Genomic DNA, 14,825 nt, shown 5'->3' with positions numbered 1-14,825 from the left:
TACTTTAATATTGGCGAGAAGATGAGAGAATCGAACTCCCCAAAGAATAGTCAACTATCCTTTCATCTGATTTGAAGTCAGTGGCGATCACCAGATACGCTAATCTTCCAAAGCGATAATTATAGCGATTTTTAATGAAAAACAAAATAAATTTATCAATATTCTTTTTGACTTCATATTAAATTTAAGCTATAATCTCACTCTTTTTTAGCATCAAGTTTTGATGATTACATTATTAGGATCTTTCTTTGAATTCTTTTAAACAAAAATATTTAATCAATTTTTGGGACAATTCCCATTCTATGATTGCACTTGGAATTTTAAGTGCAGTGTATTTTGGGATTTTTGGTGGCGTTTGGGCTGTTACTGGAGAAATGACGCGTTGGGGCGGTGAATTTCTAGAACTTTTAGGTATGAATTTAGATGGATATTCTTATTACCAAAAGCAAAATTTAAATGGAACCCCTTTAACAAGAACTGATGGTATTATGCTCATAGGTATGTTTATAGGTTGTTTAGTAGCCGCACTTTTAGCTAACAAAGTCAAATTTCGTCTACCTGCTAGCAATATAAGAATTTTTCAAGCAATAGTAGGTGGAATTCTTTCAGGATATGGAGCAAGACTTGCGTTTGGATGTAATTTAGCTAATTTTTTTACAGGTTTACCTTATTTTTCTTTACACACTTGGCTTTTTACTGTTTTTATGGTTTTAGGAATTTATCTAGGAGTGAAAATTTGCAACACTTCCTTTTTTAAACCTAAAGCTAAATTAGAACGGGTAAATAAAGAAAATTTGCCGTTAAACAAGCAAAGTTTGCGTACAAAATTATATTTTAACTTAGGCATATTGCTTTTCATGGCCTTTTTAGTTTGGGTGTTTTATCTTGTTTTTACAAATGACAATATCAGCACACAAAACAAACAAAGTCTTCTAGCTTTGGCACTGATTTTTGGTTTTGTTTTTGGCTTTATTATTTCTAGAGGGCAAATTTGTTTTACTTCTTGCTTTAGAGATTTGTTTTTATTTGGTAGAGATAATGCTATAAAAGGCGCATTAATCAGTATGATTATCGCCTCTTTAATCGCTTTTGCTTTTATCTTGCAAGGTCATACTAGCAAACTCATAGAACTTTCTCCTGCTGTAGCTGTAGGAGCATTTTTGTTTGGTTTTGGTATAGTTTTTGCCGGAGGTTGTGAGTGTGGTTGGGCTTATCGTGCCTTTGAAGGACAAAGTCATTTTATGATAGTAGGAATTGCAAATATAATAGGAACTATGATTTTAGCCTTAAGTTATGACTTTTTACCAAAGGTTCTTAAAGAAGGTGTAAAAATCAATCTTTTAACTGAATTTGGAAATTTAAATGGATTTTTTATCAACCTTATTTTATTCATCTTAATGTTTGCTTTTGTGGTATTTTATAAAAAACACTTCTTTAAAAATCAACTTAAAGGATAAACAATGAAAATTACTTATAGTTTAAATTTGCAAGGTGAAGCTTGCCCTTATCCTGCTATAGCAACACTTGATGTCTTACCTAAGCTTCAAAGTGGAGAAATTTTAGAAGTGCTTTGCGATTGTCCACAAAGTATCAATTCCATACCTCAAGATGCAAAAAACCGTGGTTTTAAAGTGCTTGAAATCGATCAAAGTGGACCCACGCTAAGATTTTTAATACAAAAGCCTTAAAAAAGGCTTTTGTTCTCAAAGCTCTTTTAACATCTTTTCATAAGCTGCTTTAGTTCCAGATCTTACATTTGTAAACAAACTTGCAATAATAATTACCACCGAAGCTGCTAAAAACCCTGGAACTATTTCATAAAGACCCGAATTTGCAAAATTCTTCCAAAGTACCACAGTAGCAGCTCCTGTTATCATACCTAAAATCGCTCCTACTCTTGTCATCCTACTCCAAAATAAAGAAAAAAGCATTACAGAACCAAAAGAAGCTCCAAATCCAGCCCATGCATAAGAAACTATACTCAAAACACTTGAATTTTTATCAGTAGAAATCAAAAACGCTATTACAGCTACCAGTAAAACACCTAATTTACCTAAATTTAATACAACATGACTTGGCGCATCTTCTCTAAAAATCTTTTTATAAAAATCTTCTGCTATAGTAGAACTTGAAACCAGCAATTGTGAACTTGCCGTACTCATAATAGCCGCCAAAATAGCACTGAGTAAAATACCTGCTATCCAAGGATTAAATAAAAGTTGCGACATCACGATGAAAATCTTTTCAGGATCTTGCAAACTTAATTCAAATTTATGCACATAAGCTATGCCCAAAACACCTATCATACAAGCACTTAAAAGACAAACCGCCATCCAAGCAATACCTATAAAAGTGGCCATAGGAATATCTTTAGTAGAACGAATCGACATAAAACGCACTAAAATATGTGGTTGACCAAAATAACCCAAACCCCAAGCAAGTGCAGATATAATGCTTATAACTCCTACTCCTTCGCCCATAGATAAAGCTTGTGGCTTTATTTCTCTTACTATATTCATCGCTTCACCAAAGCCACCTAAATGATAAAGCATAACCAAAGGCACAATGATTAAAGCCATCATCATTAAAAGCCCTTGTATCATATCCGTCCAACAAACTGCCTTATATCCACCTAAAAAAGTATAAGCAACAATAATAATCGTTCCGGTAGTTAAAGCATAATCATATCTGATACCAAAAGTACTTTCAAAAAGTTTTGCTCCACTTACAAGTCCTGATGAAACATAAAAGGTAAAAAATATCAAAATTACCACCGCACATATGATGCGCAGTATATGTTTATCATCATCAAAACGAGTTTCAAAATAATCAGGAATAGTCAAAGAATTTGCAATCACGCTGGTATAAATTCTAAGTCTTTTTGCCACAAAAATCCAATTTAAACTAGCTCCTATAGTAAGCCCAATTGCAATATAAGAATCTATAAAACCACTTACATATAAAGCTCCTGGTAATCCCATTAAAAGCCAACCACTCATATCAGAAGCCCCTGCACTAAGTGCAGATATCACAGGCCCCATAGTACGCCCACCTAAAAAATAATCTTCTGAATTTTTATTTTGTTTATAAAAATAAAAACCTATATAAAGCATCAATAAGGCATAAACTACAAACATCACTGCTATTGGGGTATTAATTTGAACTACTTCCATCAATCTCTCCTTAATTATTAAGATATTGCTCTAATGCCTAAATTTCCATAGCGATGAAAAGATATACTTAAAGCTTTTTCATTAAAATAATTTAAAAGTTCAAAACGACCATTTAACAATGGCTTTTCTCTTATGATGATTTTAGCAAGCTTTGCAGCCTCTTTATAAATCTCATCATTTACATCTGGCTTTGCCAAATAACGCACTCTTTCATATTCTTTAATACTCTTGATAAAATTTTCTTTATTTTCTTTTAAAAATAATACTTTTGCTCCTATGCTTTGAACAATTCGTTCTATCATACTAATATCTTGTTCATCATAACTGATACTTAGATCAATATTTGCAATATTTGCACCTAAAACCACCCCTAAAACATCTTTTAAGCTTTCATTTCCACAAAGTCTTAAAACCATATTCTTTATTTTAGTATAAGAAAAAAGATTATCTTCTCCACGAATATTGACATAATCTTTTGAAACACTAAATTCATTTTTATAATGATAAGCATAAGATTGAGACATTTTAATTAAATTGTTCATAAAATCTTGTGATTCTTTTAAATCTATTTGTGCTAATTTTTTTGAAAATTTATCTTCAATTAAATGATCATCAAAATCTTCTTGCTTAATCTCTAAAAATTGAGTGATATAATTATAAATTCCCACTTTTCTACCCAAACCTATGGCAGATTTTTTAATCCCACCAAAAGGTTGACGCAGAACTATAGCCCCTGTGGTTGGTTTGTTGATATAAATATTTCCTGCTTCTATATGAGTGTGAAAATACTCCCATTCTCTTTCATCTAAGCTTTCAAAACCTGCAGTTAAACCATAACCTGTGGAATTTACTATATCAATAGCTTCTTTTAAGTCTTTAGCCTTCATCACACTTAAAATCGGCACAAAAAGTTCATTCATATGAGTAAAATCACCCTTTTTAGTGCCGTATTTTATGCCTGGAGTCATCAAATAAGGATTATCCTCTAAAAACTTAGGTTTTAATGCCCATTCTTCATAAGGTTGTAATTCATCTAAAGCCTTTTGAACTTTAGAACTTGGCTTATCAGCTAAAGCACCTAATTTATTTTTAAATTCAAAAGGGTTGCCCACTGCCATAGAACTTGCAGCATCCACTAAAGTCTTTTTAAATTCTTCATCATTATAAACCTCTTCTTCTAAGACTAGCAAAGAAGTAGCTGAACATTTTTGACCGCTATTGCTAAAAGCAGAATGAATGATATTTTTAATCGCGCTATCACGATCAGCAAATTTAGAAACTATAGTCGCATTCTTTCCGCCCGTTTCAGCGCTTAAAAGCAAGGTTGGATTAGCTTTTAACATAGCATAAGCAGTATCCTCTCCCCCTGTAAGAATTGAAAATTTAATCGCTTCATCAACAAGTAAATATTTAGAAACATCGCTTCCTTTTGAAGGTAAGAAAATCAAAGCATCTTTTGGAATACCTGCATCCCAAAAACACTTACAAAGCATATAACCTGTTAAGGTTGAAAGTGAAGAAGGTTTGTAAATCACCACATTACCTGCAGCTAATGGTGCAGCTATGGTGCCCACTGAAATCCCTACAGGAAAATTCCAAGGAGCTATCGTAACCCCTATGCCTTTGGGTGTGAATTTAACTTTTGGATTTTGTTTTTTAAGCTCTTCTAAAGAGTGCGGATAAAACTCTATAAAATCAATAGCCTCACTTACTTCAGGATCGATCTCTAAAAAGGTTTTGCCCACTTCTAAAGCTGCCAAACCTATCAAATCCCCTCTTCTTTCTCTCATAAGTTTTGCACTTTTGGCTAAAATTTGATAAATTTCATCATGACTTTTTTGTGTAAATTTGGAATTTTTAGCTATTTCTAAAGCTTGTTTGATTTCTTTTTCTCCTGCTAAATAAGCCTTTCCTATCACTCTATCTTCAATCTTATCTTTAACTTCTAAAACATTTAAATTTTCTGCTTTAAAATCAAACTCACCTATAACAGGATAAACATCATAATCTTTTAAATTTTCATACTTAGCTTTAATTTCTTTAGCCCACGCTCTATTTTGCGCTAAAATAAAATCCGTATCACTTTCGTTGCTAAATTTTTTACTTTCATAAGAACTCATGATATTTGATTCTTTATTTCTATCTTGCTTACGATGCGTAGTGTTATCAAGAGTTCTTATGCCTTCTAAAGATTTTAAAAAAAGTTCTTTTTGGATATTCCAGTTTTTATCTCCTACTTTAAGATTAAAAAAATAACGCATAAAATTATCTTCACTTGTATTTTCATCAAGGCGTCTTACAAGATAAGCAATGGCATTATTAAAATGTGCTTCATCGCAAACTGGAGCATAAAGGATTAAATCATGCATTTTAGATAATTCATAAGAACATTGTAAGCTCATACCTTCAAGCATTTCAAAAGTAAAAGAATCTAAAGCACCCACTTCACTTATGCGTGTATAAGCATAAGCAATCTCAAAGATATTATGACTTGCAATTCCTATGTTGATGTATTTATAATTATCTCCTTCAAGAATAAAATCAAGCATTTTATTATAATTGCTATCAGTATCTATTTTTTTGTCAAAAGTAGGAAGTTCCCAGCCTTTTTGAGATGCAATAGTTTCTTCACTTTCCATATTAGCACCCTTAACAAAACGGATCTTAATAGGCTTCATACCTTTTAAAACTCTCTCTTTTGAAAAATCAAAAAGTTTTTTAAGATACTCATAAGAATCAGGAATATAAGCTTGCAAAACAATCCCTGCTTTAATATCAAATTTAGCCACACTTTCCATAAAAGCTGCAACGGTGAGTTCTAAATCCCTAAATTCTTCCATATCCAGATTGATAAATTTAGATACACCTTGTTTTTTCTCTTCTTCTAAGGCTAAAGCATAAAGATAATCTAGTCTTTTTACTACCTCTTCTTTAGAATAATCAAAATCTATAATATTAATTTGTGAAAAAATAGTAGTAATTTTTATGGAAATATAAGTGATATAACTTGATTTTAAGGCTTCTTCGTATTTTTGCATACGATATTTACTCTCAGCTTCGCCTAAAACCTCTTCGCCGATTAAATTCACATTTAAGGTAATTTTATCTTGCTCTTTTCTTTTCTTAATATGTGGTTCTAAAACACTAGGATTTGCATCTAGAACCATGGCTTTAGTATCTTCTCTTAAATGTTTGACAAAAAAAGGTACACTTAAATTAGGAGCAAATTTACCAAAATTTAAAAAACTAAAAAGTAGGAATTTTTCAAAGGTGCTAAAAAAATCCGCTATACCATATTTATTCAAAGTATATTCTATAAGCTCAAAACTTGCATTTTTATCTTTACATCTAAAAGAACGATCTAGCAGTTCTATAAGCATAACTTTATTTTTGGGATTATTAAGAAGTTTTTGCATTTTTGAGTGAAATTCTTTTTCAGAATTTAAAATATTAGCTTCTATTTGTCCTTGCAATTCTTCAGCTAAGGCTAAAGCTTTTTGTATCATTTCGTATCTCCTAAGATAAAATAAATTTTAATAAATAATATATAAATAAGATAAAAAATAATATTTTAAATCATAGAAAATGTATAAAAAATGATAAAAAAAATTTTAATGGGTATATAAGTAACAAAAATTAAGAAATGATAATATCATTTTCTTGCTTATTTGCAACCTTAGCAATAATTTTAGCTTGAATATTTTCATCTTCTAGTTTTTTTAAACATTCTAAGGATTCTTTTTCACTTATAGAAATTAAAAGTCCTCCTGAAGTTTGCGGATCACAAAGTAATAATTTTTCTTCATTTAAATCAGGGATAAATTCTTTTATAAATTCTAAATTTTTATAAGCTCCAGCAGGAATTAAACCCATATTAAAATACTCTTTTACTCCATCTAAAAAAGGAAGTTCACTTTCAAAAATTTCAAAAGAAATATTTTTATTTAGCATTTCTTTTAAATGACCTAAAAGTCCAAAACCTGTGACATCACTCATGGCGCTTGGGTGAAATTTAAGAGCAATTTGACTGGCTTTATAATTTAACTCCATCATACTTTTAAGCATTATATCTAAATGTTTTTGATTTAGCATTTGTGCCTTTAAAGCTGTACTTAAAATTCCTGTTCCTAAAGGCTTGGTTAAAATGATACAATCTCCAACTTTAGAAGTATTATTAGCAATAAATTTACTAGGATGTACTTTTCCTGTAACACTAAGTCCAAAAAAAAGCTCAGTGCTTTCTATAGTATGGCCACCCACAACTAAAGCATTGCATTCTTGAACCTTATCATTTGCACCTTCTAAAAGCTCTTTTAAGATATTTAAATCATGATTACAAGTATCAAAACCTACTATATTTAAGGCATTAATCACCTCTGCACCCATAGCAAAAACATCGCTTAAAGCATTTGCTGCGGCAATAGCACCAAAATGATAAGCACTATCTACTATAGGAGTGATAAAATCAAGCGTTTGCACCAAAGCTAAATCGCGGCTGATTTGATATACACTTGCATCTTCATTATTTCCAATATCGCTAAGTAAGGCAGGGGTTTTTTGCATGAAATTTAAAATTGTTTTAAGACCACCCGGGCTTAATTTCGCTGCTCAGCCTGCTGCTTTAACAAAATGCGTTAAATTTTGATTTTTATATTGCAGTGTTTTTCCTTTACAAAGTAATAATCTTTGCTTTACCAAAAAGCTCGTTTAAAATTTCATAAGCATTGCCTATATTTCCTATTTTAAGTTCTTTGCTTTTATTAAAAAATTCCAAACAAGCTCCGCAACTTATGATCTCAATACCTAAATTTTCAAGTTCTTTCATAGCTAAATGTGCTTTATGATTTTCATCAACATTGATTAAAACACTTTCATTTACGCAAAGAATTTTACTTGGAGCATGATCTAAATTTTTTAAGGTACTTAAAAATCCTACAAGTAAATTTTGTCCCAATTCACCCTCACCCACTTTGTCGGTTTTTAAAAATAAAACATTATAATCGTGAATATTTACTTCACTAGAATTAAAATTCTTTTTTTGCACTTTGATGCAAAACTCTTGTGCATTTTCATCTATAATAGGATTTAAATTTAAAGAGTTAAGAAATTTTACAACATTATTTTTTGAAATAATAGAATTTAAAACAATTTCTAAAATTTCATTTTCTTGAAGTTTTTCAAGAGCGTTTTTTGTTTCAACTATAGGCTGAGGACAAGAAAGATTGCAACAATCAATTTTCATTATTTTTCCTTGATATTAGCTTTGAAAAATAATATTATTTTATTACTTGTTTTGTGTTTAAAAATTTTAAACAATATGGAAAAAATTCAAAAGCTCAAAATGAGCTTTTTTAAAATCTTTTTTTATTCACATCTTCAAGAATTGCCGCAGCAATTTGATTGACTTCATTTGTTATATTATTGGTAACATTTGCAACTTCGACATTTTCCTTAGTTACAGTTTCAAGTTGTGCTATAGCATCGTTAATCTGTGTGATTCCTGCTGTTTGTTCTTTTACAGATTCTGCTACTTCATTTACGCTTTGAACAAGTATATTAATATTTGCCTCTATTTCAGATAAGGATTTTCCTGTTCTTTCCGCAAGCTGTCTTACCTCATCTGCAACAACTGCAAAACCACGCCCATGTTCTCCAGCACGTGCAGCTTCAATAGCTGCATTTAAAGCAAGAAGATTCGTTTGCTCAGCGATATCTTTAATCACATTGACAATATTTTTTATATCATCAGCTTGCGAAGCAACCTCAACTGTTTTTCCACTTACATTTTGCATAGAAGAATTAATCTCCTCTACAGCTGCAGCCGATTGTTCTAAAGAACTCGCTTGTGCATTAGAGCCATCAGCAAGTTTTTGCATAGAATTTTTTAACTCTTCTGACTGATTGGCTAAATCTTTAGCAAAATTTGAAGAAGCTACAAGCATCTTTTTAATTTCTTTACCTAAAATATTAGTTGTAATCTCAACTTCGCCTTTAGCATCAAGCACCTCTGTGCTAAAATCAAGCGCTTTATAACTATCAAAAACTCTATTAATTTCATTCATATTAGAACCAATTTTACTTTGCAAAACATCAAGCATTCTATTAAGAACATTTTTAAGTTCTACTAATTGAGGGTTTATAGGATTTTTAGTAATTCTTGCAGTTAAATTACCTTTTTCGATTTCTCTAGCAGTTTGCACTGATTCATCTACAGCATTTTGATCTTGTTCTAAAGATATTTGAATCTTTTCAATATTTTCATTTATGATTCTACCCATTGCCCCTAGCTCATCATTGGCACGAATTTCAATAGCCTTAGGTTCAATTTTTTCATGGTTTAAAAAACGGAAAAATGATTCTAAAGAACTAAGAATCACAGGCAATCTAGATGCGACAATTTTTCTTACGCAATAATAAACCACTCCTAAAACAACAAAAATAAAAATAAAAGATGCGCTAATAATAATTAATTGTAATTTTTTCAAAGGTTCAAAAACTGAATATTTAGGAGCAGTTACCAAAACCGTCCAAGAACTATCTTGCACTTTAAAACTATTAATCGCAGCATAGGAATCATCACCATCAAAAGCTATATAGTTAAAAACTCCATTTTTTCCTTCACTCATAGCCTTATAAGTCTCTTGTGCACCTTTGTTAGGATTGACATCTTTTAAATTTTTTAAAACCAAATTTTTATTAGGATGAATTGCAACAAGACCATCTGAATTTAAAAGAATTCTTAATTCTCCATTATATTTTTGGCTCTTAGGGTCTAAAAGATAAGTAGCAATAGCCGAAAAATCCAAAGTCATACCGATAACACCTACAACTTGATTTTTTCGGTCAAATATAGGCATAGCAATATTTACAGCATCAAAATTTTGACCTTCTAAATTCATTTTAATAGGACGGCCTATATATACTTTATTTTCCCCATATTTTGCTTTTTTTAATATATCTTGCACAACTTGCAAATTAGCTATTTCATCACTAGCTTGTATTGCTTTTATTCCGCCTTTATTATCCTTTTCTTCATCGGCGTAAAGCATGACAAATTTTCCACTTTGAGTATTGAAAAATTTACTCTCTTCTTTAAAGTATTCTGGCGGATCGATAAGATACAAATAAGTAAAATTAGAATAAGCGCTATTATCAAAAGTATTGGTTATAATATTTGTTATATTATCTATATCTAAATCTTCTTTGGAGGTTGATCTAAACATTTCTGTTAAAGTACCTGAAATACTTTTATTTAAAGCGATCATTTCCCCAAAAATTCCTTGAGTTTGGGTAGCATATTCTTTCGTGATAGAAGCAAGAATATCTTCTGTATTTTTGGTAATATTTTGACTTACTTGTTTTGTGATTAATGAAATTAAAATAACAAGTCCAATAACAACAACAGTTGCCACAGAAAAAATAAGTTTTAAACCTATATTTAAAGATTTAAACATCTTACAACTCCTAAAAAAATTTAGTTTCTAATTTTAACATATTTTTTTAAAAAATAATATTAATTAATTATAAAAATATTATGTATTAGTATTTTTTGATAGAAGATTTATTTTTTTCCTTTTAAAAACAATTCTTTAAAACGTTTATTAGCGTATTCTTCTATGTCCTTTTGCAAAATAGAGTAATTTTCCATTAATTCCAAAGCTCTAGGAGTAAGTTTTGTTCCTGATTCTTTAGAGCGTCCTTGTCGTGTGCTAACTAAAATTTCTTGAGAATTTTTTTGTAAGGTTTGTAAATGCATCCAAGCTTTTTTATAATTAATCCCCATAAGTTTAGAAGCATGCAATAAACTACCTGTTTGTCCGATAAGCTCTAAAAGTTCTGTTTTTCCTCGTCCAAAAAGCAAATCTCCATCCGCATTTTCAATCCAAGTTTTTGTTCTTACTATAAATTGCTTACCTTTTTTTTCTTTAAAACAACCAAGTTGACAATACTTTACATCAACCTTATAAGCTTTTAAAGCTGAACGCATACTTTTAAGTCCACAACCTTCTTTAGCAATATCTCTTGCATCTTTACAAAAAATTCTACGCTTTTCATCTAAACTAGGTTCTATTTTTTTAAGCACTTCAATCTTTGCTTTTTCAAAATCTAAATATCCAAATTGCCCCAACTCGCAATTATCAATTCTCATGTGATTTTCATCGGCTAATTGTCCGATTTTTTCTATATTTACATTAAATTTCTTTGCAATTTTAAAAGCCGTACCACAATCTAATTTTTCATTACTATTTAACAATTCTCTCATGTATGAGATGATTTCTTTTTCTTGGTTTTTATCCATGAATTCTAAATTCTCCACTATAAATATTAATCTTATTTTCTCTAGCAAAACCACAAAGCGTTAAATCAAATTTTCTTGCTATCATAACTCCTAAACAAGTAGGAGCCGTGCGTGAAACAAGGACTGGAATTTTATGCATAACTGCTTTAGCTACCATTTCAGAACTTAGCCTTCCACTAACCATTAAAAAACATTGACTTAAATCAACCCCAGCTAAACGTGCTTTTCCTAAAGCTTTATCTATGGTATTATGTTGAGCTATATCTTCACCTATAAAAAAAGTTTTCTCATTTACAAAAAGCTTAGCCGTATGTACACAGCCTGTTTTCTCATAAAGCTCACATTGAGTATAAAAAGTACTCATTTGTTTTAAAATTTCATCTTTGCTAAATTTTACATCAGAACTAATTTTACTTGCTTCAATGGCTTCTAAATCGATATTTGCAGTATGTGCTCTACCACAACCACTTATAACTACGCCTTCAGCATTAAGCTTTGCTAAATTTTCTTTATCAATCTTTGCTTTGATATGCACACTCATACCATCATCTTTTGTTTCTATGTTCTCAATATCGCTTACTTTCGCAATGATATTTTCGCTCATTAAATACCCTATTGCTAATGCCTGTTCATCTACAGGAGTTGCCATTAAAGCACCTACTCTTTCATCATTAATAAAAATTTCAAGCTTAATTTCACGCACTAAAGTATCATCGCATGTAAAAGATTCATCACCTTTATATTTTAAAATTTGAGTTGTAAATAAGGGTTCCATAAGCTTTCTCTTTTCGCGTTATTTTAAAAATTTAATTATATCAAAAAAACATAATTAAAAGTAATACTGATAAAAAAATAGGGATTTAATTTATAATTTTTAAGAATTTTAAAGCATTTTATATCAAAAAAACATAAATTTACTCTTTAAACTCTTCAAGTGAAAATATACTAACAATTTGAAATTTAAAAACAAAAATAAAATTTTCTCTTTATAAAATTACTTCTTAAGCTCTTTTTTATGGGGGGGGGTATAATGGTTTTTTTATTTTTTGTATAAGGAGAATTTATGAAGCTTTCGTTTTCGGCGAGTAAAGTTTTAGTGGGTTTTGGCTTAGGTGCTGCACTTTGTAGCAATGTAATGGCAGTAGATTTAAATTCTAAAAATACCTTAGTTGAAACTCAGACAACACCAACTGAAATAGAACTAGATGGGATTAGCGGAAAAAATCTGCAAGATTATTTTGAAGTTAAAGGGCAAGATGTAGTTTTAATAAATAGAGATAGTTTAAAAGGCAATGATTTAACCATAAAATCAAACATTCCTAGATTTGATGATGAAAGCTTTTTAAATCCAGATGATAAAGATATCGATACTGATGAATTTAAGTATGTCTTTGATTTGGGTGATAAAAATACTTTAAATATCGAAAATGTTGGTATGGAAAGTTCTTACATTGCAAATCTTTATGTAAATGCTAAAGAAACCATACTTAAAGATATGAATTTATATGTCAATCAAAGCGGCTCGGTGTTCAATGGAGATTTAAGCCTTAGCGGAACTAATTTAGTAGAAGATGATACACAAAAAGGCTCAAGAGTATCTGTATATGGAAATAACCTTGTCGTAAATGGAAATTTAAATGCAGACAAAACCTTTTTTGAATTTGGCAATCCTTATGCAGTGCAAAATTATTCTATAAAAGTTGCTAATAATGCGAATATCACTAATTCTAAATTTAGCGTAAATGGTACATCTTTTAGAGATTTGCTTGCTAAAAACACACTTTTAATCCAAGCACAAGGATTTAATAAGGATATAAGCACATCAAATACAGCTGAAGCTTCATATGGCAAATTTGCAAGTGATTATATCGATATAGATAAAAATCAAGACACCTTTCAAAGTATAACACTTGATAAAAATTTGCTGGATATGGAATTAGTAGATTACAATTTAAAAGAAGTAAATTGCGGATCTAGCAAATGCTTGGTAGCAAATGGAACAGCAACTGAGCATTTAAAAAATACTCTAACTCAATTAAAAATTGACTTAAAAATGCTAGAAAAACTAATAAAACAATTTAATGATAATGAACAAATAAAAAAACAGCTTGAAGACCAAAAAAATAAATTAAATGAAATAATACAAAAAGGCGAAAACAATCCAAACTTAGACAAAGAAGTAGTAAAATTATACAACCTTAAAGAAGGAAGTGCTGAATATAATGCTGTACTTAATCTTAGAGAAATCGCAGACAAACTTGTAGATCAAGGTTTAGGACTAGATTTAAAAAGTTTTAGCGGTGTAAAACTAGCCCTACAAATCAAAAAAGACACAGACAATACAGGTAAATCTGTATCCAATCTCAATTCAGCTTCTAGTGCAGTAAATACCACTATGAATATTTCTAATGATGTTTCTATAGGTTCTCGTGTAGCAATGCTAAACAATCCTTTTGGAACTTATGCTTCTAAAATGAATGGCCTTAAATTTGCTGCTTTAGATAGTGATATGAGACCAAGCTATGTAAATGAATATACCAATAGTATTTGGGCTAATGCTTTTGGTGGTGCTAACATTATCGATGGAGATAGTGGTGCAATGTATGGTGCTACCGTAGGGGTAGATAAACAAGCTAATGATAATGTTTTATGGGGTGCTTATTTTACTTATGCAAATGCTAAAATCAAAGACAATAATTTAGAACAAAAAAGCGATAACTTCCAATTAGGTATGTATTCTACTATCAATATAGCTCCACAATGGGAACTTAATCTTAAAGCTTATGCTCAAGTTTCTCCAACTAAACAAGACAATATTCAAACAGATGGTGCATATAACTCAGATTATACAAGCAAATTCTTAGGATTTAGTGCTAATGTAGGTCGTGTGTTTGACTTTAGTGATAATACTTTATTTATTAAACCTTTTGCAGGGATAAATTATTATTTTAGTTATACTCCATCTCATACAGAAAATGGTGCTATTGCTAAAGATATTGATTCTATGAAAAACAATTCTGTAAGTGTTGAAATGGGTGCTGAATTTAGAAAATATATGAATGAAAACTCTTATATTTTTGTAACTCCAAAAATAGAACAATTTGTTATCAATAGTGGTGATGATTACACAGCTAACCTAGCTGTAAATAATGCTTTCTTTACTAGCGTAGAAGCTAACAACAAGAAAAAAACATACGGACAAATTATCGTAGGGGGTAATGTAGATTTTACAAATCAACTCAGTATAAATCTTGGCTTTGGTGCTAAACAAATACTAGCAGGTAAAGTAGATAATAAAAATGAAACTTACTTAAGTGGTCAAGTAGGACTTAAGTATAAATTTTAATCTTAAA

The 14,825-nt window shown here is 30.3% G+C and carries 10 protein-coding genes and 1 tRNA gene; 3 read left to right on the top strand and 8 right to left on the bottom strand.

Features of this window, described 5'->3' with window-relative positions; translation table 11 throughout:
* Positions 1–11: 11 nt before the first annotated feature.
* Positions 12–109 (bottom strand) — tRNA-Sec (locus AJ939_RS00380).
* Between the two features lie 139 nt (positions 110–248).
* On the opposite strand from AJ939_RS00380, the gene yedE reads away from it, so the two are divergent.
* Both yedE and yedF (AJ939_RS00370) read left to right on the top strand, forming a co-directional pair.
* Entirely contained in the window at positions 249–1,457 is a 1,209-nt protein-coding gene (gene yedE, locus AJ939_RS00375; protein WP_070275960.1) for a selenium metabolism membrane protein YedE/FdhT, read from the top strand.
* Positions 1,458–1,460: 3 nt separating this feature from the next.
* Entirely contained in the window at positions 1,461–1,688 is a 228-nt protein-coding gene (yedF, locus tag AJ939_RS00370) for a sulfurtransferase-like selenium metabolism protein YedF (RefSeq protein WP_002867050.1), read from the top strand.
* Between the two features lie 15 nt (positions 1,689–1,703).
* Here the strand turns inward: yedF (AJ939_RS00370) and putP are convergent, their stop codons facing one another.
* The 7 genes from putP to fdhD all read right to left on the bottom strand — a co-directional run bounded on the left by putP (position 1,704) and on the right by fdhD (position 12,247).
* Positions 1,704–3,173: a sodium/proline symporter PutP gene (gene putP / locus AJ939_RS00365; RefSeq protein WP_070275959.1), complete on the bottom strand. Its 1,470-nt coding sequence runs from the start codon at positions 3,171–3,173 to the stop codon at positions 1,704–1,706.
* A gap of 17 nt (positions 3,174–3,190) precedes the next feature.
* Positions 3,191–6,679 (bottom strand): proline dehydrogenase family protein, encoded by a 3,489-nt coding sequence (locus AJ939_RS00360; RefSeq protein ID WP_070275958.1) that lies wholly within the window; start codon positions 6,677–6,679, stop codon positions 3,191–3,193.
* 130 nt (positions 6,680–6,809) lie between these two features.
* A complete protein-coding gene (selD, locus tag AJ939_RS00355) occupies positions 6,810–7,832 on the bottom strand; it encodes a selenide, water dikinase SelD (RefSeq protein ID WP_079860378.1) in 1,023 nt (340 codons plus the stop codon).
* A 10-nt stretch (positions 7,833–7,842) separates the two neighbouring features.
* On the bottom strand, positions 7,843–8,415 hold the full coding sequence (yedF, locus tag AJ939_RS00350) for a sulfurtransferase-like selenium metabolism protein YedF (RefSeq protein ID WP_070275957.1): 573 nt from the start codon (positions 8,413–8,415) through the stop codon (positions 7,843–7,845).
* A gap of 109 nt (positions 8,416–8,524) precedes the next feature.
* Positions 8,525–10,627 carry an aspartate chemotaxis receptor CcaA gene (gene ccaA / locus AJ939_RS00345; protein WP_070275956.1) on the bottom strand — a complete coding sequence of 701 codons (2,103 nt, stop codon included), beginning with the start codon at positions 10,625–10,627 and terminating at the stop codon, positions 8,525–8,527.
* A gap of 107 nt (positions 10,628–10,734) precedes the next feature.
* Positions 10,735–11,472, bottom strand: coding sequence for a winged helix-turn-helix domain-containing protein (locus AJ939_RS00340; protein ID WP_002870865.1), 738 nt, complete (start codon positions 11,470–11,472; stop codon positions 10,735–10,737).
* Positions 11,465–12,247 (bottom strand): formate dehydrogenase accessory sulfurtransferase FdhD, encoded by a 783-nt coding sequence (gene fdhD, locus AJ939_RS00335; protein ID WP_052794950.1) that lies wholly within the window; start codon positions 12,245–12,247, stop codon positions 11,465–11,467. The genes AJ939_RS00340 and fdhD overlap by 8 nt, the downstream gene beginning before the upstream one ends.
* 660 nt (positions 12,248–12,907) lie before the next feature.
* Between fdhD and AJ939_RS00330 the strand changes: the two genes are divergently transcribed.
* Positions 12,908–14,818, top strand: a complete 1,911-nt coding sequence (locus AJ939_RS00330; protein ID WP_410002381.1) for an autotransporter outer membrane beta-barrel domain-containing protein — start codon at positions 12,908–12,910, stop codon at positions 14,816–14,818.
* The last annotated feature ends 7 nt before the right edge of the window (positions 14,819–14,825 follow it).

The organism is Campylobacter sp. BCW_6889, assembly GCF_001762535.1.
Classification (GTDB): domain Bacteria; phylum Campylobacterota; class Campylobacteria; order Campylobacterales; family Campylobacteraceae; genus Campylobacter_D; species Campylobacter_D jejuni.
This window is presented reverse-complemented; position numbering and strand designations above follow the sequence as displayed.

Coding starts and splice junctions, on each gene's coding strand:
- yedF (WP_002867050.1), top strand. CDS start 1,461: ATGAAAATTACTTATAGTTTAAATTTGCAAGGTGAAGCTTGCCCTTAT.
- putP (WP_070275959.1), bottom strand. CDS start 3,173: ATGGAAGTAGTTCAAATTAATACCCCAATAGCAGTGATGTTTGTAGTT.
- AJ939_RS00360 (WP_070275958.1), bottom strand. CDS start 6,679: ATGATACAAAAAGCTTTAGCCTTAGCTGAAGAATTGCAAGGACAAATA.
- yedF (WP_070275957.1), bottom strand. CDS start 8,415: ATGAAAATTGATTGTTGCAATCTTTCTTGTCCTCAGCCTATAGTTGAA.
- ccaA (WP_070275956.1), bottom strand. CDS start 10,627: ATGTTTAAATCTTTAAATATAGGTTTAAAACTTATTTTTTCTGTGGCA.
- AJ939_RS00340 (WP_002870865.1), bottom strand. CDS start 11,472: ATGGATAAAAACCAAGAAAAAGAAATCATCTCATACATGAGAGAATTG.
- fdhD (WP_052794950.1), bottom strand. CDS start 12,247: ATGGAACCCTTATTTACAACTCAAATTTTAAAATATAAAGGTGATGAA.
- AJ939_RS00330 (WP_410002381.1), top strand. CDS start 12,908: ATGGAAAGTTCTTACATTGCAAATCTTTATGTAAATGCTAAAGAAACC.